The 17,288-nt window shown below is 55.7% G+C and carries 27 protein-coding genes and 1 riboswitch; of the genes, 19 read left to right on the forward strand and 8 right to left on the reverse strand.

Features of this window, described 5'->3' with window-relative positions:
* Positions 1-59 precede the first annotated feature (59 nt).
* The gene (locus tag DXY16_RS14790; RefSeq protein WP_170953905.1) at positions 60-233 is read left to right on the forward strand and encodes a hypothetical protein; all 174 of its coding nucleotides are present in this window, start codon (positions 60-62) and stop codon (positions 231-233) included.
* Complete coding sequence (locus tag DXY16_RS09220; RefSeq protein ID WP_115120892.1) at positions 233-454, forward strand: hypothetical protein; 222 nt, start codon at positions 233-235, stop codon at positions 452-454. Before DXY16_RS14790 ends, DXY16_RS09220 begins: the two co-directional genes overlap by 1 nt.
* Positions 455-520: 66 nt before the next feature.
* Here the strand turns inward: DXY16_RS09220 and DXY16_RS14795 are convergent, their stop codons facing one another.
* Complete coding sequence (locus tag DXY16_RS14795) at positions 521-697, reverse strand: hypothetical protein (protein ID WP_170953906.1); 177 nt, start codon at positions 695-697, stop codon at positions 521-523.
* 172 nt (positions 698-869) lie between these two features.
* Here DXY16_RS14795 and DXY16_RS09225 point away from each other — a divergent pair, with 172 nt between their 5' ends.
* Positions 870-1,514 carry an SOS response-associated peptidase gene (locus DXY16_RS09225; RefSeq protein ID WP_115120893.1) on the forward strand — a complete coding sequence of 215 codons (645 nt, stop codon included), beginning with the start codon at positions 870-872 and terminating at the stop codon, positions 1,512-1,514.
* A 41-nt stretch (positions 1,515-1,555) separates the two neighbouring features.
* Here the strand turns inward: DXY16_RS09225 and DXY16_RS09230 are convergent, their stop codons facing one another.
* Positions 1,556-2,161 carry a hypothetical protein gene (locus tag DXY16_RS09230; protein WP_371410896.1) on the reverse strand — a complete coding sequence of 202 codons (606 nt, stop codon included), beginning with the start codon at positions 2,159-2,161 and terminating at the stop codon, positions 1,556-1,558.
* 35 nt (positions 2,162-2,196) lie between these two features.
* Between DXY16_RS09230 and DXY16_RS14800 the strand changes: the two genes are divergently transcribed.
* The 3 genes from DXY16_RS14800 to DXY16_RS09240 all read left to right on the forward strand — a co-directional run bounded on the left by DXY16_RS14800 (position 2,197) and on the right by DXY16_RS09240 (position 4,864).
* A complete protein-coding gene (locus DXY16_RS14800) occupies positions 2,197-2,337 on the forward strand; it encodes a hypothetical protein (protein ID WP_170953907.1) in 141 nt (46 codons plus the stop codon).
* An 842-nt stretch (positions 2,338-3,179) separates the two neighbouring features.
* Entirely contained in the window at positions 3,180-4,094 is a 915-nt protein-coding gene (locus tag DXY16_RS09235; protein ID WP_371410897.1) for a metal ABC transporter substrate-binding protein, read from the forward strand.
* Between the two features lie 8 nt (positions 4,095-4,102).
* Complete coding sequence (locus tag DXY16_RS09240; RefSeq protein WP_115120992.1) at positions 4,103-4,864, forward strand: metal ABC transporter ATP-binding protein; 762 nt, start codon at positions 4,103-4,105, stop codon at positions 4,862-4,864.
* Between the two features lie 378 nt (positions 4,865-5,242).
* On the opposite strand, the gene DXY16_RS09245 is transcribed toward DXY16_RS09240, so the two are convergent.
* Positions 5,243-5,476 carry a hypothetical protein gene (locus DXY16_RS09245; RefSeq protein ID WP_170953908.1) on the reverse strand — a complete coding sequence of 78 codons (234 nt, stop codon included), beginning with the start codon at positions 5,474-5,476 and terminating at the stop codon, positions 5,243-5,245.
* A 16-nt stretch (positions 5,477-5,492) separates the two neighbouring features.
* Here DXY16_RS09245 and DXY16_RS09250 point away from each other — a divergent pair, with 16 nt between their 5' ends.
* From DXY16_RS09250 to DXY16_RS09260, 3 genes are all read left to right on the forward strand, one after another.
* Positions 5,493-6,332 carry a metal ABC transporter permease gene (locus tag DXY16_RS09250; RefSeq protein ID WP_115120993.1) on the forward strand — a complete coding sequence of 280 codons (840 nt, stop codon included), beginning with the start codon at positions 5,493-5,495 and terminating at the stop codon, positions 6,330-6,332.
* 81 nt (positions 6,333-6,413) lie between these two features.
* Positions 6,414-6,734 (forward strand): DUF3721 domain-containing protein, encoded by a 321-nt coding sequence (locus tag DXY16_RS09255; protein WP_244281621.1) that lies wholly within the window; start codon positions 6,414-6,416, stop codon positions 6,732-6,734.
* A 118-nt stretch (positions 6,735-6,852) separates the two neighbouring features.
* Positions 6,853-7,194, forward strand: a complete 342-nt coding sequence (locus DXY16_RS09260) for a c-type cytochrome (RefSeq protein WP_115120896.1) — start codon at positions 6,853-6,855, stop codon at positions 7,192-7,194.
* Positions 7,195-7,347: 153 nt separating this feature from the next.
* Here DXY16_RS09260 and DXY16_RS09265 read toward each other — a convergent pair whose 3' ends face one another.
* Positions 7,348-7,749 (reverse strand): OsmC family protein, encoded by a 402-nt coding sequence (locus tag DXY16_RS09265; protein WP_170953909.1) that lies wholly within the window; start codon positions 7,747-7,749, stop codon positions 7,348-7,350.
* 148 nt (positions 7,750-7,897) lie between these two features.
* Here DXY16_RS09265 and DXY16_RS09270 point away from each other — a divergent pair, with 148 nt between their 5' ends.
* The 3 genes from DXY16_RS09270 to DXY16_RS09280 are packed head-to-tail and all read left to right on the forward strand — an operon-like array spanning position 7,898 to position 9,190.
* Entirely contained in the window at positions 7,898-8,632 is a 735-nt protein-coding gene (locus DXY16_RS09270; RefSeq protein ID WP_115120897.1) for a 16S rRNA (uracil(1498)-N(3))-methyltransferase, read from the forward strand.
* A 14-nt stretch (positions 8,633-8,646) separates the two neighbouring features.
* Positions 8,647-8,973, forward strand: coding sequence for a hypothetical protein (locus tag DXY16_RS09275; RefSeq protein WP_115120898.1), 327 nt, complete (start codon positions 8,647-8,649; stop codon positions 8,971-8,973).
* Entirely contained in the window at positions 8,960-9,190 is a 231-nt protein-coding gene (locus DXY16_RS09280) for a hypothetical protein (protein ID WP_115120899.1), read from the forward strand. Before DXY16_RS09275 ends, DXY16_RS09280 begins: the two co-directional genes overlap by 14 nt.
* A gap of 388 nt (positions 9,191-9,578) precedes the next feature.
* Here the strand turns inward: DXY16_RS09280 and DXY16_RS09285 are convergent, their stop codons facing one another.
* Entirely contained in the window at positions 9,579-10,070 is a 492-nt protein-coding gene (locus DXY16_RS09285; RefSeq protein ID WP_244281622.1) for a hypothetical protein, read from the reverse strand.
* 128 nt (positions 10,071-10,198) lie between these two features.
* On the opposite strand from DXY16_RS09285, the gene DXY16_RS09290 reads away from it, so the two are divergent.
* The 7 genes from DXY16_RS09290 to DXY16_RS09320 all read left to right on the forward strand — a co-directional run bounded on the left by DXY16_RS09290 (position 10,199) and on the right by DXY16_RS09320 (position 14,747).
* A complete protein-coding gene (locus tag DXY16_RS09290; protein ID WP_115120996.1) occupies positions 10,199-10,540 on the forward strand; it encodes a c-type cytochrome in 342 nt (113 codons plus the stop codon).
* A 78-nt stretch (positions 10,541-10,618) separates the two neighbouring features.
* The gene (locus tag DXY16_RS15185; RefSeq protein ID WP_244281623.1) at positions 10,619-10,885 is read left to right on the forward strand and encodes a hypothetical protein; all 267 of its coding nucleotides are present in this window, start codon (positions 10,619-10,621) and stop codon (positions 10,883-10,885) included.
* Positions 10,886-11,145: 260 nt separating this feature from the next.
* Positions 11,146-11,295: riboswitch (cobalamin riboswitch) on the forward strand.
* Positions 11,296-11,414: 119 nt separating this feature from the next.
* Positions 11,415-11,939 (forward strand): HupE/UreJ family protein, encoded by a 525-nt coding sequence (locus DXY16_RS09300; protein WP_371410902.1) that lies wholly within the window; start codon positions 11,415-11,417, stop codon positions 11,937-11,939.
* A 100-nt stretch (positions 11,940-12,039) separates the two neighbouring features.
* Positions 12,040-13,656: an iron uptake porin gene (locus DXY16_RS09305; protein ID WP_115120901.1), complete on the forward strand. Its 1,617-nt coding sequence runs from the start codon at positions 12,040-12,042 to the stop codon at positions 13,654-13,656.
* Positions 13,657-13,824: 168 nt separating this feature from the next.
* Entirely contained in the window at positions 13,825-14,034 is a 210-nt protein-coding gene (locus DXY16_RS09310) for a hypothetical protein (RefSeq protein WP_115120902.1), read from the forward strand.
* Positions 14,035-14,126: 92 nt separating this feature from the next.
* The gene (locus DXY16_RS09315; RefSeq protein ID WP_115017323.1) at positions 14,127-14,372 is read left to right on the forward strand and encodes an RNA-binding protein; all 246 of its coding nucleotides are present in this window, start codon (positions 14,127-14,129) and stop codon (positions 14,370-14,372) included.
* A gap of 195 nt (positions 14,373-14,567) precedes the next feature.
* A complete protein-coding gene (locus tag DXY16_RS09320) occupies positions 14,568-14,747 on the forward strand; it encodes a hypothetical protein (RefSeq protein ID WP_115120903.1) in 180 nt (59 codons plus the stop codon).
* Between the two features lie 17 nt (positions 14,748-14,764).
* Here the strand turns inward: DXY16_RS09320 and DXY16_RS09325 are convergent, their stop codons facing one another.
* The 3 genes from DXY16_RS09325 to DXY16_RS09335 are packed head-to-tail and all read right to left on the reverse strand — an operon-like array spanning position 14,765 to position 17,081.
* On the reverse strand, positions 14,765-15,475 hold the full coding sequence (locus tag DXY16_RS09325) for a phosphoesterase (RefSeq protein ID WP_115120904.1): 711 nt from the start codon (positions 15,473-15,475) through the stop codon (positions 14,765-14,767).
* Entirely contained in the window at positions 15,475-16,290 is an 816-nt protein-coding gene (locus DXY16_RS09330) for a metallophosphoesterase (protein ID WP_115120905.1), read from the reverse strand. Before DXY16_RS09330 ends, DXY16_RS09325 begins: the two co-directional genes overlap by 1 nt.
* Before the next feature lie 2 nt (positions 16,291-16,292).
* The gene (locus DXY16_RS09335) at positions 16,293-17,081 is read right to left on the reverse strand and encodes a GTP-binding protein (protein ID WP_115120906.1); all 789 of its coding nucleotides are present in this window, start codon (positions 17,079-17,081) and stop codon (positions 16,293-16,295) included.
* Positions 17,082-17,288 lie beyond the last annotated feature (207 nt).

Below are 17,288 nucleotides of genomic sequence, written 5' to 3' on the forward strand. Positions count from 1 at the left end.
AACTGTGTTCGCTGCTCACTGGGGCCTCGTTCAGATTGAAGCTAACCATCGGCTTCTTCATGCGGTTGACCTGGGCTCAGCATTTGCAGGCAGCACGCACCCTTGAGATGCATGGGGATGCAGACCTGGCTGGAAGCCTCTGTTTGATGGGAATGGCATTGCTGATGCTGTCTGAAGATCTTGCGGAACTGGAGAATCGCCTGCAGCAGAAGTTCTCCTGCTCCGACTGCTGATGGCTGATCAGGCTGGATCTGGTGTTCCATCGACTGGCTTAGAGAGCTGGAGGCGATGGGGCAGGTTCGCTTTGGCTGGTCTGCGCATTGCTGCCAGCACCATTGCTCTTGTGGAGTTGCTGCGCTCGGATTGGGCTGGAGGGGTGAGTGCTTCTCTGGCGTGGCTCTTGTTTGTTCAGGTTGAGCGCCGCTTGACCCGTCAGTTGGCTGAGGGTCCCTAACGTCTTCGGCCAGTTTTCAGCATGAAAAAGCCCCTTGCGGGGCTTGGGCTCTTTTTGATTTGACGATCAGATGCTGTATCGGATGCCGCGATAACGCAGTTCCGTTGCCTTTTCGGGCTTGAGGGCGGTGTGATGGGCGTCGATGTATTCAACGCCGCGATAGGCCTTGGCCATTAGCCGCTGAGCTTCGCTCAGGGCTGCCTGCTTACGCATCCGGTTGCGGGTGATTTCGAGGGTGTTCATGGTTGAACTCCACAGTGCCTACGCCCCCGTTGCTTGGCGTAGCTCGAACTGCAGCCCCTGGTGGGGCTCAACGTGCTTTCACTATAGGGCATTTCTGTAGCTGTTGCTACCAAATTGCTATTTGGCTCCTGGCTGGGGGTGCGCCATCCTCTGAGGCAGCGATGATCTGCCGATGTGTGGTCGTTTCTCCCTGGATTGCACAGCGGACCAACTGCCTCTTCCTTTGCAGGCCGCGTTGTCCGATGAGCATCGCCGTCACTATCGGCCTCGACCTCTGGTTCGGCCCTCCGAGCCCCTTTTGGCCCTGGCCCAGGAGGAGGGGGTATGCAAGGAGGCCTTGATGCTTTGGGGTTTTCTTCCTGGCTGGGTCAAGGATCCTGGCCCAGGCCCGCGACCGATCAATGCCCGCTCGGAAACGGTTGCAGTGAAACCCAGCTTTCGTGGTGCCTGGCGCCACCGTCGCTGCCTGATCCCTGCCACCGCCTTTTTCGAAGGCCGGCATCGCTTTGGTCGTCATGACCGACGACCGTTCTGGATGGGTGGGATCTGGGAACGCTGGCTTGGGGCTGATGGCAGTGAAGTTGAGACCTGTGCTGTGTTGACCACGTCAGCAAACTCGCTTGTTGCTCCTTGGCACCCACGGATGCCAGTGCTGATTCCTGATGGCCTTGAGGAGGCTTGGCTCGCTCCAGCGCATGGTGCCGAGCTTCAGGCGTTGGAGGGGCTACTGCTGCCGTGGCTCAGCGACGGTTGGCGGCATGCAGGCCCCGCTCGCTCAGTCGCTCGCTCAGCGGTGCGGCAAGACTCGTTGTTTTAGTCATAAGCACAGTTTCTCGCCTCTCTCTGGCTCGTTTTGACTCAGTCAGTGGAGCCGGCGCTGCCATCGTCTTCCGCTGGAGAGGTGAGAAATCGAATCGGAACGCTGAAGGTGACGATGGCGTGGGGATCGCCGCACAGAACAGCCACACAGGCCACCTCCCGGTCGCGATGGCTGCTGCGACTCTGCATCACGAAGGCGGTGGAGTCCTCGATACTCCACATTGGCTGGCCGCCGCTGCGACGTTCCTCGAGGTAAGTCTCCCAGAGTTCGGCGAAGGCCTCCGCCTGATCGCCTTGCTTGAACTCTTGCCTTGCTTGTTCCAGTCCCACACTGCTGAAACGTTCGAAAAACCGCTTCATAAGCGGGTTGCCGATGGTGGACGAGCTACGAAGCACGGAGTTGATTGTGCCGACGGAGGTGACGATCAGCTTGGCTTTGCTCTGACGGGCATCGATCACGGCCACGGGAAGGTTTAGATCCCAGTCTCGATAGGCACTCACCTGGCATGCGAGCTCAAACAGTTCTGCTGCACACTCTTTGACCAGGGCCTGGATGCGGCGCTTCTCCATCAGCGGTTCGTGGGTCTGAACAGTGGTGGTGTCTGGCCCTTGCTGGCGGGGCTCTTGAATCCCATGGCTCAGCATGAAGCCAAACCAGTCTGGCGTTTCATGATGGATCGGTGGCGCAGGTGGTGGCGCAGGTGGTGATGGAGTTGGGTTGTGTCTGGCGTCAACGCTGGGTTGAGGCCGATGTTTTCGTTCTTCTGGTGACAAGGGCCGTTGGTCTCCATATCAGTTCAGGAACGACTCCACAGCGATGAAAAAGCCCCGACGCTCGGGTCAGGGCTGCGTTGCGGCCGGTGATTGTCCCCATCACCCGGCCTTGGCTTAGAGATAGTCGTGGTGTTGGCTTTGGCGCAAGTCCCAGATATGGCGTGGTTTGTCACCGAAATCAGCACGCGCCGTTGATGTTTGTTTTGCGGAGACTTTGGACCATGTGATGCCACCAGATCTGGTGTGCTGGTGTGCGCAGAGGCAGTTTTTGCTTTGGGCAAAAAAAAACTCCGCCGAGGGCGGAGTTGGGATAAAGATCAGTGAGACGGGCGTCTGTCCTTGTTTCGACTCCGTCTCTTGATCCATCTCCTCACACAATGGAACATTCGCGCGTCAACTGGCACTGTGCCAGTCGGTGCAGGACGCTTCCTTGACTGACCAGCGTCGTCGTTGAGGCAGGTGTTGCAAGGTCAGTTAGTGGTTGCGATTGGCATCTCTGGTCGATCATTCCGGCCCTTGTGGGCGAGATGGTATGGCGGTGGCGGCGGTCTTCCTTCGCAGGATTGAAAGCCCATGCGAGGAGGATCTCCGAAGTGCTATCTCGGTCTGAACACACTCCCTGATGGTCATCTCCGCTTGCAGGCGGCGCTGATTGAGGCTTGCAACATCAGCTGAAACGTCGATGCTGCGATCAGACCTTGCGGGCAGCCCTGGTCGGCTTCGATCCACCCTTGGCCCGAGCCCCTGGGAGTGGCACGTCTATGATACTATTGCGTTACGATAGCGTCTCTATTGCGTCTCGTTCACTGTCGTCTGCTGGCGCTCGATCTTCTAATATCGATTCTGGAACTTGGTGCTAGCCATCCCTGCTCTGAGGTTTGCGAGGTCGTTGACGGCACTTTGGCTGCTGGCCTTTCTGGTCACGACCGCTTGCCGCTCCCCTCAGGCCCAGCGTGAGAAGAGTGCACCTGCTGATGGCCGGCCGGTGGTGCTGACCACATTCACCGTTCTTGCTGACATGGCACGCAATGTGGCCGGAGACCGACTGCATGTGCACTCCATCACGAAGCAGGGTGCTGAAATTCATGGCTATGAACCCACTCCCAGTGACCTGGAGAAGGCTGCTTCAGCTCAGCTGATTCTCGAGAATGGTTTTGGCCTTGAACTTTGGGCCAAACGATTCACCGCAGCGGCTGGAGATGTTCCTACCGTCACGCTCACCCAGGGGATTGAGCCTTTGTTGATTGAAGGGGATGCCTATGCGGGTCGTCCCAATCCTCACGCTTGGATGTCGCCCCAACGGGCTCAGCAGTATGTGGATCAAATCGTTGCAGCCTTTTCCGCATTAGACCCTGCCGGGGAAGCGAGCTTCCGTCGCAATGGTGAGGTCTACAAGCAGCAGTTGCAGCAGCTTGATCGCGATCTGCGAGCCTCCTTGGCAGCACTGCCTGAGCATCAACGTTTGCTGGTGACCTGCGAAGGCGCCTTTAGCTATCTGGCCAAAGACTATGGCCTGGAAGAGGCCTATCTCTGGCCTGTGAATGCCGAGACCCAGGCCACCCCCAAGCGCATGGCCAGACTGATCGAAACGGTTCGGGCGTCCGAGGTGCCTGCAGTCTTCTGTGAAAGCACAGTGAGCAACAAAGTTCAGCGGCAGGTTGCGTCCGCTGCAGGAGCCCGCTTCGGAGGCACCTTTTACGTCGACTCTCTTTCGGAACACAACGGGCCGGCCCCCACGCTGCTCGAATTGCAGCGGCACAATGTGAGACTCATCCGCAAGGGTCTCAGTCCGCAGGGTCAGTAGCCATGACGATGCGAATCGAGGCTGACCATCTTTGTGTGAACTACAACGCCACGGTGGCGCTTTATGACGCCTCGCTGGTGCTGCCTGCCGGTTGCATCTGTGGCCTGGTTGGGATGAATGGTTCAGGCAAATCCACCTTGTTTAAAGCGCTCACAGGATTCGTGCGCCCATCCCGTGGTCGAATTCGTATCAATGGCTTGACTGTGGCGGAGGCTCAGCGGGAGCAGGCCGTTGCCTACGTCCCCCAGAGCGAAGGAATTGATAACAACTTCCCGGTTTCCGTCTGGGACGTTGTGATGATGGGCCGCTATGGCGCCATGAATCTGCTTCGCATTCCTGCGCGTGCGGACCGCGTTGCCGTGCGGGAGGCCCTCTCCCAAGTGGAGTTGCTCCCTCTCCGTGATCGTCCCATCGGGGCTTTGTCTGGAGGTCAGCGCAAGCGAGCGTTTCTTGCCCGTGCCATCGCTCAGGGGGCTTCTGTGCTGCTGCTTGATGAGCCCTTTAACGGCGTGGATGTGCGCACCGAGAAGTTGATGGCTGATCTTTTCCTGCAGTTTCGCAGTGAGGAACGCACCATCCTGATCTCCACCCATGACCTCAGCCATGTGCGTGAGTTTTGTGATCTGGTGGTGTTGATCAACAAAACCGTTCTTGCCTATGGCGAGACCTCGGAGGTTTTTACCTCCGAGAATCTCTCACTCACCTTTGGTGGTGTTCCTCCTGATCTGCTCACCGGCAATAGCAAAGCTGACTCTGATGGTCGTCATTAGATGGAGCTGATGCCGTGGGGCTGGACTATTCAGGTATTGGCAGACTGAACTGAACGCTTCGTGAAAGGAAGGCTGATTGAAGGAAGAGATGGTAGCGAAAGCTTTATATCAAGCTCTTTTAAAATGGAGCGCATGACAAATACAAAAGCGACGGTAGTTGTGGCTACCAAAGTTCCCGCAAAGAAGGTCATTGATTGTTGGCTGGACGGCTTTAAGATGAAACCACACAACTTCATGAAATTTCGTTGGGCGCCAAAAGTTAGGCCAAATTACTCATTCAAGATCGCTTAATCTCTTCTGCGGGCTTAGCTTTTTTCGTGTTGCGGTGTTCTGCTGTTGTGCAATTCGGAAGTGTGACGCCGGGCATGATCGGAAATCTCACTCGAACTGCGCGATGGCTTCCTTCCGAATCTCTTGGCTGCGGCTGTGTTGAGCAGCATCGCCAGCGGCCCGATCCTCAAGGCCTGCAACAGGGCGCGGCTCGGTGGACGGGGCCGACTGATTAGTTCGAACTGTGGCGGCTTTGCCTTCTCGCCACTGCTTGAGGCCACTGCTTGAGGCCATTGCTTGACGCCATTGATGCTTCGTCCTGAGAGACTTCTCAGGTGCCATGGAGTGGTGGGTGCTAATGGATTGGGTGCTGGAGCCTCTCCGCCATGAATTCATGGTGCGTGCCCTGTGCATCAGTGCCCTGGTGGGGTCGGTGTGCGGCTTGCTCTCCTGCTACATGACCCTGAAGGGGTGGGCCCTCATGGGTGATGCCGTCTCCCATGCGGTGCTTCCTGGGGTGGTGCTGGCCTATGCCCTTGGGCTTCCCTTCTCTCTAGGGGCCTTTGTGTTCGGGGTTGGATCTGTCGCCACAATCGGCTTTGTCCAACAGAAATCCCGCATCAAGGAAGACACCGTGATCGGCCTTGTCTTTACCGGTTTCTTCGCTCTCGGACTCGTCTTGGTGTCGAACGTGCGGAGCAATATCGACCTCTTCCACATCCTGTTCGGCAACGTGCTGGGTATTTCCAATGCAGATATTCATCAGACCCTGCTGATTTCGATTGTGGTGTTTGCGGTGTTGCTGCTGTTCCGTCGAGATCTGCTGATGTTTTGTTTTGATCCCACCCATGCGCGCTCAATTGGGATCAATACCGGCTTCCTTCACTACCTGTTGTTGTCGATTCTGTCTCTAGCGGCGGTTGCAGGTCTGCAAACAGTCGGGATCATCCTTGTGGTGGCCATGCTCGTGACACCAGGCGCCACTGCTTATCTGCTCACTGATCGCTTCGATCGCATGACGCTTTTGGCCGTTGCCAGCAGTGTGATTTCCAGTGTTTTCGGAGTGTTCATCAGCTATTGGAGCGATCGCTCTCCCGCAGGATGCATCGTGCTGGTCCAGACCGGTCTGTTTGTGCTGGCCTTTCTGTTCGCACCCCATCACGGCATTCTTCGCCGACAGCCGTCTTTGCCAGGTTGAGGCTGCGCCATTAGAATGTGGATATCGGTGGCCTCTGGGCCGTTGCAGGCAGCCTGTCCGCCGATATCACCCTCTATCGACGTGGATCGATCTGTGACTGTTTTCCTCAATCGAACCACCTGGAAGCATCTTGGCTGTGTTGCGGCCTTGACAGCACTGTCCGCTCTCGGTGGTGGGGCGATCGCCCATCACGTTTCCGGTGATGATCACAGCGGTGTGGCTCTCTCCATGGATCCTCAGGCTGAGGTGAGCCCCCCTGCTGCCGGAATTAAGGCCATGTATCCCACCCGCGAAGAAGCCGCGGCCGCGGCTGTTCACTTCGGCTGCAAAGGTGCGCACCAGATGGGTGATCAGTGGATGCCTTGTTCGGCCCACAATCATGGAAGTCACACCAGTCACTGAGCTGATCCCCCTTGCAGCACCTGCTTGGCTGATGCAAGGGGGATATGACGATCTGCACGCCAGGCTGACTCCATTCGCCGATGACGATGAGAATGGCTTGTGTGATTAAAAGTTGCCGATGCGTGCTCTTTTGTCTGTCGTTGCTGCTCTTTTCGTTTTGATCTGGGCGCCCACGTATGCCTTCGCTGGTGACGCTGCGAGTGGCGCCAGAGTGTTTTCATCCAATTGCGCCGCTTGCCACGCTGGCGGGGGGAACATTGTGAATGCTGAGCACACACTGCAGCAGGATGACCTCAAGTCGTATCTCGCTCAATACAACAACGGCCATGAGAGCGCCATTGTGGCTCAGGTCACCTATGGCCTGAATGAAATGCCGGCCTTCATCGACACCCTGACCGAGACCCAGATCTCGGATGTGGCGGCTTACGTGGAAGATCAGGCCAGCAACGGCTGGAGCTGACGGCTTGATGCCTCTGGGTTCAGCTGTTTCAGCCTGAAGGAGCAGCGCTGGTCCGGCTCGATGAGCCGGGCCCAGTGCTTTGATCTTCCAGGCTGCTGTGGCTTGTCTTGCACAGTCATTGGCATCAAGTCAATGCCGATGGATCATTGCTGGTCAAGTCCAGTTCAGCTCGATTGTCAGCGCTCCCTCCAGATTGCGTTTGACCGGACAGTCTTCGGCCATGCGCATCAGCAACCGACGTTGATCTGGGGAACATTGCTCGGGTAGGTGCACGTCGACCTTGAGGCATGCAATCTTGCGCGGACCCTCTGGGGTCATCATTTTGGTCACCCTGGCGCTAGCTCCCTCCACATTCCATTGACGACGTTTCGCCGTGATGCCGATCACCGTGAGCACACAGGTTCCCAAGGATGTGGCCAACAAGTCAGTGGGAGAAAACGTTTGCCCCAGGCCGTCGTGATCCTTTGGTGCATCGGTCTGCAGGTGCTGTCCTGATGGGCCGTGTCGGGCGTCGCAGTGGAGATTGCCGCTATAGCGACATTCGATTGTGGTCATGCGGATTGGCTTTGAGGGGCTCTCTTTAGTGTCGTTCTCCCTCGCCAGCCAGCTTCGATTGCGTCCAGGTTTGACCTTGGTTTCAGTGAGCGCAAGCCTCAACGCCACCTAGCCTGGCTGCTGCTTTCACCTGGCTTCTCGTGCTCGCATGAACATTGTTCTGCTGCATCAGCGAGACGATTGGCTCGACGCCGAGCGGGTGCTGATTTCTGATCATCGTGCTGCCCATCTGATTGGTGTGCTCAGGGCCAGCGTTGGTGATGCCTTCAGGGTTGGCATTCTGGATGGGCGGGTCGGCGAGGCTGTGGTTCAGTCCATTGAGCAGAACACCGTGATCTTGACGGTGCAGCTCGAAGATTTGCCCCCTCCTCGTCATTGTTTTGACATTGTTCTGGCTTTGCCCAGGCCGAAGATGCTGCGACGAATCCTGCGCACGGTTGCCGAGTTCGGGGTGGAGAACTTGCATCTGATCAACAGCGCCAGGGTGGATAAGAGTTACTGGCAAAGCCCATTGTTGAAGCCTGAAAAAATCGAAGAGGCTTTGCTGTCTGGCTTGGAACGGGCACGTGACACCCAGCCCCCTCGGGTGCATTTGCATCAGCGTTTCCGCCCCTTTGTGGAAGATGAACTGGTGGATCTGTGTGCAGGTCGTCCCTGTTGGATCGCTGAGATGGGTGCTCCAATCTCTCTGGCAGATCACTTGGCTCAGCCGGCGGTTGTGATGATCGGCCCCGAGGGTGGATTTGTGCCGTTTGAGCTTGACCTCGCCCAATCGGTGGTGGCGAAGCCAGTTCACCTTGGTGTTCGGACCTTCAGTGTGGATACAGCGCTCACCACGGTGCTTGCCCAGGTGCTCCCTGGTCGCGCTTCCGGCTGTCGTTAAGCGATGATTCACACATGCCTGAAACGAAAACCCTTGCAGCCCTGGAGGCCCTCGTTGCCGATTTGGGCGTTGGCAATGTGATTGATGCCGAGCTCCTGGAGGGGTGTTCGGTCGAGTCGCATGAGCTTGACGAGATGGATGAGCAGCAGGCGGCAGTTGTCGCTGGCCATTGTTTTCAACAGTTGTTTGATCACACCGTGGAGCAACAGCAGGGGCTTGATTACGATCCTGACCAAGGGGTCTGGAGTGGTCGGCTCGATGGCTTCGGCTTTGTGATCACCCGTGATGAACACGGTGATCTCATTCTGGATTTCTCGACGAACCCTGATGACGTTGGATGACCTCAAAGCCGATCTCTCCGAACGGTTAGGGCATCGGGTCACTGACCTGTTCACAAGAGACGGTGAACCTGCCAACGCCATCATCGATCTCTATAGCGCCTCTCCTGCTGGTTTCGGCGGCAAGCTCTCCACCAGCAGGGGCAAGCAATTTGCGTGGGAGCTTTGGCTTGAGGATGAGGAACACTGGAATTTCCAGGCCAAGCCTGTTTCGGCTTGATGCCCTGATCTGTGCAAATCAGAACGCGGCAATGGGGTGCGGGGCTTCGACCTCACATGGATTAAGTCTGGTCTACTGGCAGAATCCCAGAGCAGTGCCAAGGTTCACGGGGCCATGATGCATGGTATCCAGATGTGATGGCATCCCTGCCCAATCACGTCGTGTTGATTGCATTCAGAGGCACACGATTGAACTAGGAGTGTTCGCGCTTGGATACAAGGTTACCGTTTGAATCTTGATCAATTGTTGATCGATATCGCTGAAGGATTGCCAAGGCTTTGGTTAGTCATCTCCTGCTGAGTTGTGGTTGGCCATACAGCATGATTGTCATGTGCTTGGGCCACTTGTTCGCCCCAAAGATGCCTGCTGGGCCGGTCTGATGATCGCTTTAGAGCGTTTCTGGGCGAAGCCTGCTTTGTCGATACGAGATCAGGAACTTTGCCTGTTCGGCACTTTGATGTTTGACGGCTGTGATCAGGTCTTCACCTGTATTCCAAACCCAGACCTGCTCGCTTTGGTCTTGGTCTTCTGAACTGGTGCTGAGCGGTTGGCCATGCCTTGACCGCAGACCAGCCAGTACCTCACTCATGTCATCGATGGCGAACTCATAGGCCAGGGACTGCAGGCCGTTGGTCTCGTCGAGGTCAAACGTGACGCTGGAGACGGGAAGACGATCCAGCAGCACATGGCTGGCAACAAAGCGATGGGGCTGCTCATCGTCCACGGGTTGGCTTTGGCCGAGGTGGTCACGCACCTGCTCTAAGGGCATGCCCCAGGAAAGGCCCTCCACGCATGCCTCAACCCTTTGGGCCGGCCAGCCGATCAGAGCACAGGCGAAAAGCCCGATCAGAGCTGCATGGAGCCACTTCAAGGTCGGCACTGTTGAGTTGCGCTGCAGTCTGGTTGAGGCTGGCTCACTTGATACAAAAGGAAAGTAAAGAATGCGGGGGCTGGTTGTGCTTTTGGGGACATCTGCGACTAAAGAGGGTAGGTCTTCCTACCTAGATGATGAGACACCTGCTCTCGATCGCCCTTGCTGCTCTGATTGGTCTTGTGGCGCCTTCTTTTGCCATGGCTGCCGATTCTGCTCATGGAGAGCAGATCTTCTCGGCTAACTGCGCGGCTTGCCACATGGGTGGAGGCAACGTCGTTAATGGCCAGCGCACCCTTCAGCAAGACGACCTTAAGTCTTATCTCACCAGCTACAACGAGGGCCACGAAGAAGCCATCGCTTATCAGGTGACCAACGGCAAGAACGGTATGCCTGCTTTTGGCGGCAAGCTGAGCGCTGACGATATTGCTGATGTTGCTGCTTATGTTGAGTCTCAGTCCTCCAAAGGTTGGGCTTGATTCTTGGTTGATCAGCTGCGTCCTTAGCGACGATCGTTCCCAGCTTGAAGCCCCTGATCATTGGTCAGGGGCTTTTTTGTGCCCCATCGTCACTTGGCTTTAAAGGCTCATGAACTGAACACCAGTACCCCAGAGCCCCATCCCGACGAAGCAGGCCGACAGAGCGCCCATGCCGACAAGGCTGATATTGATGATGCCCATCCCCACAGCGCCAACGGTGATCACACCCATCGGAACGATGCCGATGGCCACGATCCCTCTGGGTGCAATGCCGATCGCAATCCATTGGGGTATGCCATCACAGTCTTGATCGTGATTTTTCATCCGATTGGCTGGTTCGGTTGAGGCATCAGTATCAGTTGGATCAGAATACAGAATTTCGGAAGAGATTCATCTGCTTCTCAAGCTGGCTAGTTAAATTGCTTGATCGCAGATTGCAAGTCTTGTTGCTGTTACCAAAAGCTTGCTCCGAAGGCTTTTGCTTGATTGGATTAAGGAGTATCTGCTAGCCCTGGTCCCCCATCCTGAATCATTTATCACTTTAGATCTGCTGCACCTTGTCAGAAGGGCAGGTGGTGTGCATTGGTTACAAAACGGCCTGGATTTGATAGGTTAAAGCCTCTGGTTTTGGTGGGGATCAGCCACTGAAGGAAACGGGGAAAGAACGGTGCGAATCCGTCACTGTCCCGCAGCTGTGATGCACCTCTTTCTTGTTGGTGCCAGTCAGAACGCCCGCCAGGTTTCCACTCGACGAGGATCGATCTTGACTTCATTGCGACCGTTGCTGGCCGTTCAGAAGGCTGGGCTGTTGTCGGCTCCCCTGCTTTTGGCTGCTTCCATTGCCGTTCCTGCCTATGCTCACCATCCCTTTGGAATGGGTGACAGTACCGGCCTGACGGCATGGCAAGGACTGCTAAGCGGTATTGGGCATCCACTGCTGGGACCAGACCATCTTTTGTTCCTGCTCGCAGTCGCCTTTATTGGCCTGCGTCGTCCCATTAAATGGGTGCTCCCCTTGCTTGCTGTGGGGCTTGCAGGTAGTGCCCTCTCCCAGTTCATTCCACTGCCCGATGCCATCGCTCCTTGGGCGGAAGCGCTTGTTTCCCTATCGCTGGTGATCGAGGGGCTGATGGCTCTGGCGCTGGTGCCGGTGCAGTGGCTGCTTCCTTTGATCGGTCTGCATGGTTTCCTGCTCGGAAGCACCATTGTTGGTGCCGAACCCACACCCCTTGCCACCTATTTCTTAGGCCTTCTGATTGCTCAGGGTGCACTACTCCTGCTTGTGACGACAGCATCCAAAGAGGTGATCAACTGGTTGGGTGAGCAGGGTCAGCGCCTGGGTGCTGGAATCTGGATTGGTATCGGTCTCGCTTTTGCATGGGTTGCCATCATTGATTGACGGAACAATTTCTGTTGATGGTGATTGAAAAGATTCTTCTAGACGAATCTTCTGGCATTTCTTTTGTGGCGGAACTTGTGTCCGCCATCTTTTTATTGCGATGAATTCAAAGCATATTTTGGTTCGATTTGGTTTTGGTTGGGCATTCGCTTCTCTTTTTTCGGTGGGGTCGGCTTCAGCTGAATTGAGCTTCAATACCAATTCTGGCTTTGCTGCTGGTTCGCCATTGTCCAGCCAAGATCAGGTCACCAGCATCAGCCAGTTCTCGGATGTGGTTCCGACCGACTGGGCTTACCAGGCTCTGTCCAACCTGGTCGAGCGCTACGGCTGCGTCGCTGGCTACCCGAACGGCACCTACCGCGGCAACCGTGCGATGACCCGCTTTGAAGCGGCCGCACTGCTGAACGCTTGCCTCGACCGGATCACTGAAGTGACCGACGAGCTGAAGCGCCTGATGAAAGAGTTCGAGCGTGAACTCGCCATCCTCAAGGGCCGCGTTGACGGTCTGGAAGCTCGCGTTGGCGAACTGGAAGCCACCCAGTTCTCCACCACCACCAAGCTGGAGGCTGAGATCACCTTTGTCATTGGTGCTAATCGTTTCGCAGGAATGACAAAGCAGGATTCCGAGCAGGAGTCTGTCGATCAGTCGAACGCGCTGTATGGGGCTACTACCTTTAATTACAATCAGGATCTAATTCTCAACACAAGTTTCACCGGTAAAGACAATTTAATTGCGGTTTTGCGGGTCGGTGACTTTGACGGTGGATTGAGCGTTTTTGGTGGGGGTGGACCCAGCCCTCTCTCTCAGCTCTCAGTAGCCTTTCAGGAAGGCGATACGCCCAATCATGTGATTGTTGAAAAGCTCTTTTATACATTCCCATTCTCACCTGACTTGACCTTCACCATTGGCGCCAATGTTGGCCAGGAAGACATGCTTGCGATCTGGCCAAGTGTGTACCCCAGTAGCAGTGTTTTGGATGTACTGACCTTGAATGGTGCGCCTGGTGCCTACAATATGAACCTAGGGTCAGGCGCTGGGATCAGTTGGTCCCGGCATGGATTCAGCATCACTGCTAATTACGTTGCTGCCAATGGTGCCTTGTCAAATTCCTTTAATAGAGGGATTTCTGGCCATGGCTCTGGAGGTACTGGGACTCTTCAGATAGGATATGAAGTTGATGGATTAGGACTTGCTGCGATCTATTCCTTGATCCAAAATGGCAATGACATCATTGTGTATGGCTCAAACTTTACTTTAGATAGTTATGCAAACCCTGGCACGACATCGGCCTTCGCTCTAAGTGGATATTGGCAGCCTCAAGACAGTGGTTGGATTCCATCAATCAGCTTGGGTTGGGGTATCAATAATACTGCCTATGAAAGCAGTGTTTTTAATGATCCATTGGTTGATCAAAACAGTCTGGTATCCACCAGTCAATCCTGGACTCTGGCACTCGAGTGGAGTGATGTGTTCCTGCGCAGCAACCAAGCTGGAATTGCAGTGGGCCAGCCTGTGTTTGCGACAAGTCTGGAGAATGGGGAAGCTCCAAGAGATGGCAACTATGTTTGGGAGTGGTGGTATCAATTTCATGTCACTGACAATATTAGTGTGACACCTGCCTTGTTCTATTTGTCTCGTCCTTATGGGCAGAACACTTCCTTCGGAGACACGTTCAGCCAGCTTGGCGGCTTGTTGAAAACAAGTTTTCGTTTCTGATCATTGAGGAACACTGCTCAACGCTCAAAATGGGTGTTGGCCTGAAGGCTCTGTTTCGGTTCTTGCGTCTGCAGCTCAATCTTGTTGATGTCCTGACACCCCGCCTCAATAGCGTTCAAAACTCTGCTGTTTTGGCGGAGACCTCCTTATCGGTGTCAGCTTGATCCCATGAGCATGACCTTGGAATTGATTGTGGCCCGTGGCACTGCACGGGGGTTGCTCAATGGCACCGCTACCGCTGATTACGCAGAACTCATTCTTCTCATCCAACTGCTCAGTCAAGAGGGAGATCACAGCACGGCTTCTGAGCTTCTCGTGCTGGCAAAAACCATGTATCCGAACGCAGAAGAGAGTGCATTGCCTGAAGTGATGGGGTAGTGGGTTGTTGCGTTGCCTGTTCATCTGCCAGGCACTGCCACAGCTGGATCGATGCTGTGGCAGGCTTCTCAAGAACTCATACGGCCAGTTTTTTGACGATTTTCATCGGGAACCTCTCTTGGGATGCTGAACGGGAAGACCTTGAGGATCTCTTCTCCCAGTACGGCGAGGTGACCAAGTGCTCATTACCCTTGGATCGCGAGACAGGCCGAAAGCGTGGTTTCGGTTTCGTGGACATGCGTAATGAGGCCGACGAACAGGCCGCCATCAACGATCTGCAAGACGTTGAGTGGATGGGCCGCCAGATCGGTGTGCGCAAGGCCGAACCCCGCCGTTGACCTGATTAACAACCTCAACCAGGCCCTGGCCGGTTGAGAGGCCCATCCCCCTCTCGGAACCTCAGGGGATCCTTGGGCACAGCGTGCGCAGCTTGCGTGCTCACTTTCTAGTGGGCCGGACTGAGGCTCGCCTTTGATGGTGTTTCGATGCCCTGAGAGTGGCTTCAGGCTGGTTGTGAGCCTCTTCAGAGACGGATGGTTCGACTGGATTGGCTCGCGGCCTTGGTGGCGTATCCCCCCAGGCCGCACAGCAAAGCTGTCTCTCGATTGCCAAGCCTGGCCAAGGTGGTTGGTGCTCGGCAAGGTTTGGCGTTTTCGCTGTTGTGTTCGGGTCTTCTCGAGAAGGAAAATGATTGCAACCAACGCATTGGTTGACGGCAAGATCGTCTCTCTCAGCCGAAACCCAAGCCTCGAGACACTGGTTTGCCTCCGGCTTTTAGGAATTCAATGTGATCACTGCCCGGTGCATACAAGCTGAACAACTCGCCAGAACCGATCCCGATCACGCTTCGTTTGGGCGCCGCCTGTTGTTGATTCTGTTCCCCATTGAGATCTTTGATGTGGGAATCGATGGCTCCCCCATTCAGATCAAGACGGAACTGCTGCGCACTCCTGGCAGTGAACAATCGGTTGACATCCAGACGGGTGAGGCGATCGAGCAGGATTAACGGAGAGCTGGTTGGCTTCAGCTCGTCGCCCACGTCGGCTGAGCTGCCATGTAAGAGAGCACAATCCAGCTCAATAAAGCCGAACTGAAGCGATGCCAGCCAGGTCATGTGCCCTGAATCCACCGAAGTTAATAATCCCTCCACCGCATCATTGCCATGGTTGATGCGCAGTGCCTCCGCTGTTCTCTCACCGCGGTATCCCCGTTCGGCCAGCAATTGCTCCTCCCACCATCCGTAGATGCATTCCGGTTGTAGATCGCCGCGTTCGGGCTCCTGCAGTCTCTTTAGAAGTGCATCGCTGTTGTGCCTCGGTCCTATTAGATCACCGAGCACAAACAGACGCTCCAGCCCGCGGCTCTTTTTCAGTTCACGTTGGATCTGTTCGTAGACCTCGAGATCTCCGCCCAACCCACTCACCAGTGCCCAGCGTTCCATCAGCGCTCACACACATGGCTGGCATCGTCAGCCCGTTCCGCATATTCAAAGCCGTGGCTTAATCGCCAGGCAAAGACTTCAGGTAAGCCGGCATCGATGATGGCCTGGCATGTTTTTGCCACGTCGTAGTTCACCTCTCTGATCGTTAAATCGCCCGTTGCTTCATCGTGAATGACGTAGGTGGCTTGGGTGTTGCCGTGGCGTGGCTCGCCCACCGATCCTGCATTGACGATCCGTCGCATTGGCAGCGTCATTTCCTGCTCCTCTGAGCTGCTGCTGTCGTGGTGTTGCACTCGCACCCGAATGGAGCCGCCCCGCAGTTCACGCACATAGGGCTGATGGGTGTGTCCGCAGAAGAGTGTTTCTGCACCCGCTGTTTCAACCCGTTCCAGGGCCGCGAATGCATTCATGTCAGGCAAGAGATATTCGTGCTGACTGTTGGGGCTGCCATGAACGAACAGAAGCTTGTCTCGCCGTAAGGAGGTCGGCAGGCTGGCCAGAAAGGCCTTGTTGTCTTCTGTCATTTTCGCCTCAGTCCATTGGTGGGCGAGATGGCCACGCCGCTCTGCCAGTTGCGAGGGATAGCTGCATTCGCAAGCATTGAGGCCATCGATGATGTCTTCATCCCAGCAGCCTTGGCAGGTGGGGATGGCGCGTTGGCGAACCAGCTCAACGACTTCGTTGGGTTGGGGGCCATAGCCCACGAGGTCACCGAGGCAGGTGATGGTTTCAATTCCTTGCTGGTCAATGTCATCCAGCACGGCTTCAACGGCTGCAAGGTTGGCGTGGAGACAGGAAATTACCGCGTGAGCCATGGTCACCTCTTGGCTTGGAATAGATCTGGTTGTTGTTCTCGGAGCGGGGCTTGATGCATGTCTAGAACTGCATCACTCAACAGACAGTCGTTGATTGTGGATTGAATCCCGTTGCTATCAAGAGCCTTGCCTTGTACGACAAGCTCTGAGGTTCGATCGGGGCGCCCCGTTGGCGGTTCCACTCGCTCTAGAGGCAGGAACTGCGATCCCTGCTGGCTGACGATCCAGTTACAGAAGAACGCGCGACCGTCCGGAAGGTTCATTAACGCTTTGGCGCGATAAACATCTCCATAGGCTCCATTGACCAACTCAAACCAGAAACTGCTGAGACTGTTGGGGTCCCAGACACTGTTGTGAAGACTGAGATTCCAGGCTTCAAGTCTGTTGAACTCCAAGGTGTCCTGCTCGGGCAGTTCTGGTTCCCTCCCGAAGTGCAGGGCGCGATCAGGTTCGAGCTGCAGAGCTTTGAGTTGGTTGCTGATGCGTGGATCGATTCCATCGACACCAGGATCAGTTGGTGGGCGATATTGCTGCAGTTCAATCAGATTCAGTTGGTCGTCTGCGCGGTCTGCACACTGCTGATCTGATTGGGAGAGGTCTTGCAGCTGGGGGCGTTGATCCCTCAGCCAGGCCAAATCGATGCCTGCATTGTGCCCCTGCTCCAGCCCGTCTTCTGACAGTCCTGAGAGACGTAAGTAACCACAGGGACCCGGGTGGCTCCGGATCGTCGTCAGGATCCAGCTGGTTTTTCCACAGCCTGGAGGGCCTGAGATCAACCAGGTCTGGCTCATGGTGCTGGGATGCAGGCCTTCAGGCCTGAGCAGGCGATTTGCTTGTTGGTCATGGCTTTTGGTCCAACCTCCTGCCCCGAAAGGGCACTGCGATTCACTCCGTCCCCTTGATCGACAGCTGGAAAAGCTTCGACCCGGAATCGGGAATCATTCTCATTCTGAGCCTGTTGGTCGCTGGCTGTCCACTCCAGTGATGGGACAGAGACA

It is taken from the genome of Synechococcus sp. UW105 (genome assembly GCF_900473935.1).
Classification (GTDB): domain Bacteria; phylum Cyanobacteriota; class Cyanobacteriia; order PCC-6307; family Cyanobiaceae; genus Synechococcus_C.

Coding starts and splice junctions, on each gene's coding strand:
- DXY16_RS14790 (WP_170953905.1), top strand. CDS start 60: ATGCGGTTGACCTGGGCTCAGCATTTGCAGGCAGCACGCACCCTTGAG.
- DXY16_RS09220 (WP_115120892.1), top strand. CDS start 233: ATGGCTGATCAGGCTGGATCTGGTGTTCCATCGACTGGCTTAGAGAGC.
- DXY16_RS14795 (WP_170953906.1), bottom strand. CDS start 697: ATGAACACCCTCGAAATCACCCGCAACCGGATGCGTAAGCAGGCAGCC.
- DXY16_RS09225 (WP_115120893.1), top strand. CDS start 870: ATGTGTGGTCGTTTCTCCCTGGATTGCACAGCGGACCAACTGCCTCTT.
- DXY16_RS09230 (WP_371410896.1), bottom strand. CDS start 2,161: ATGCTGAGCCATGGGATTCAAGAGCCCCGCCAGCAAGGGCCAGACACC.
- DXY16_RS09240 (WP_115120992.1), top strand. CDS start 4,103: ATGCGAATCGAGGCTGACCATCTTTGTGTGAACTACAACGCCACGGTG.
- DXY16_RS09245 (WP_170953908.1), bottom strand. CDS start 5,476: ATGGCACCTGAGAAGTCTCTCAGGACGAAGCATCAATGGCGTCAAGCA.
- DXY16_RS09250 (WP_115120993.1), top strand. CDS start 5,493: ATGGATTGGGTGCTGGAGCCTCTCCGCCATGAATTCATGGTGCGTGCC.
- DXY16_RS09260 (WP_115120896.1), top strand. CDS start 6,853: ATGCGTGCTCTTTTGTCTGTCGTTGCTGCTCTTTTCGTTTTGATCTGG.
- DXY16_RS09265 (WP_170953909.1), bottom strand. CDS start 7,749: ATGACCACAATCGAATGTCGCTATAGCGGCAATCTCCACTGCGACGCC.
- DXY16_RS09270 (WP_115120897.1), top strand. CDS start 7,898: ATGAACATTGTTCTGCTGCATCAGCGAGACGATTGGCTCGACGCCGAG.
- DXY16_RS09275 (WP_115120898.1), top strand. CDS start 8,647: ATGCCTGAAACGAAAACCCTTGCAGCCCTGGAGGCCCTCGTTGCCGAT.
- DXY16_RS09280 (WP_115120899.1), top strand. CDS start 8,960: ATGACGTTGGATGACCTCAAAGCCGATCTCTCCGAACGGTTAGGGCAT.
- DXY16_RS09290 (WP_115120996.1), top strand. CDS start 10,199: ATGAGACACCTGCTCTCGATCGCCCTTGCTGCTCTGATTGGTCTTGTG.
- DXY16_RS09300 (WP_371410902.1), top strand. CDS start 11,415: ATGGGTGACAGTACCGGCCTGACGGCATGGCAAGGACTGCTAAGCGGT.
- DXY16_RS09305 (WP_115120901.1), top strand. CDS start 12,040: ATGAATTCAAAGCATATTTTGGTTCGATTTGGTTTTGGTTGGGCATTC.
- DXY16_RS09310 (WP_115120902.1), top strand. CDS start 13,825: ATGAGCATGACCTTGGAATTGATTGTGGCCCGTGGCACTGCACGGGGG.
- DXY16_RS09320 (WP_115120903.1), top strand. CDS start 14,568: ATGGTTCGACTGGATTGGCTCGCGGCCTTGGTGGCGTATCCCCCCAGG.
- DXY16_RS09325 (WP_115120904.1), bottom strand. CDS start 15,475: ATGGAACGCTGGGCACTGGTGAGTGGGTTGGGCGGAGATCTCGAGGTC.
- DXY16_RS09330 (WP_115120905.1), bottom strand. CDS start 16,290: ATGGCTCACGCGGTAATTTCCTGTCTCCACGCCAACCTTGCAGCCGTT.
- DXY16_RS09335 (WP_115120906.1), bottom strand. CDS start 17,081: ATGAGCCAGACCTGGTTGATCTCAGGCCCTCCAGGCTGTGGAAAAACC.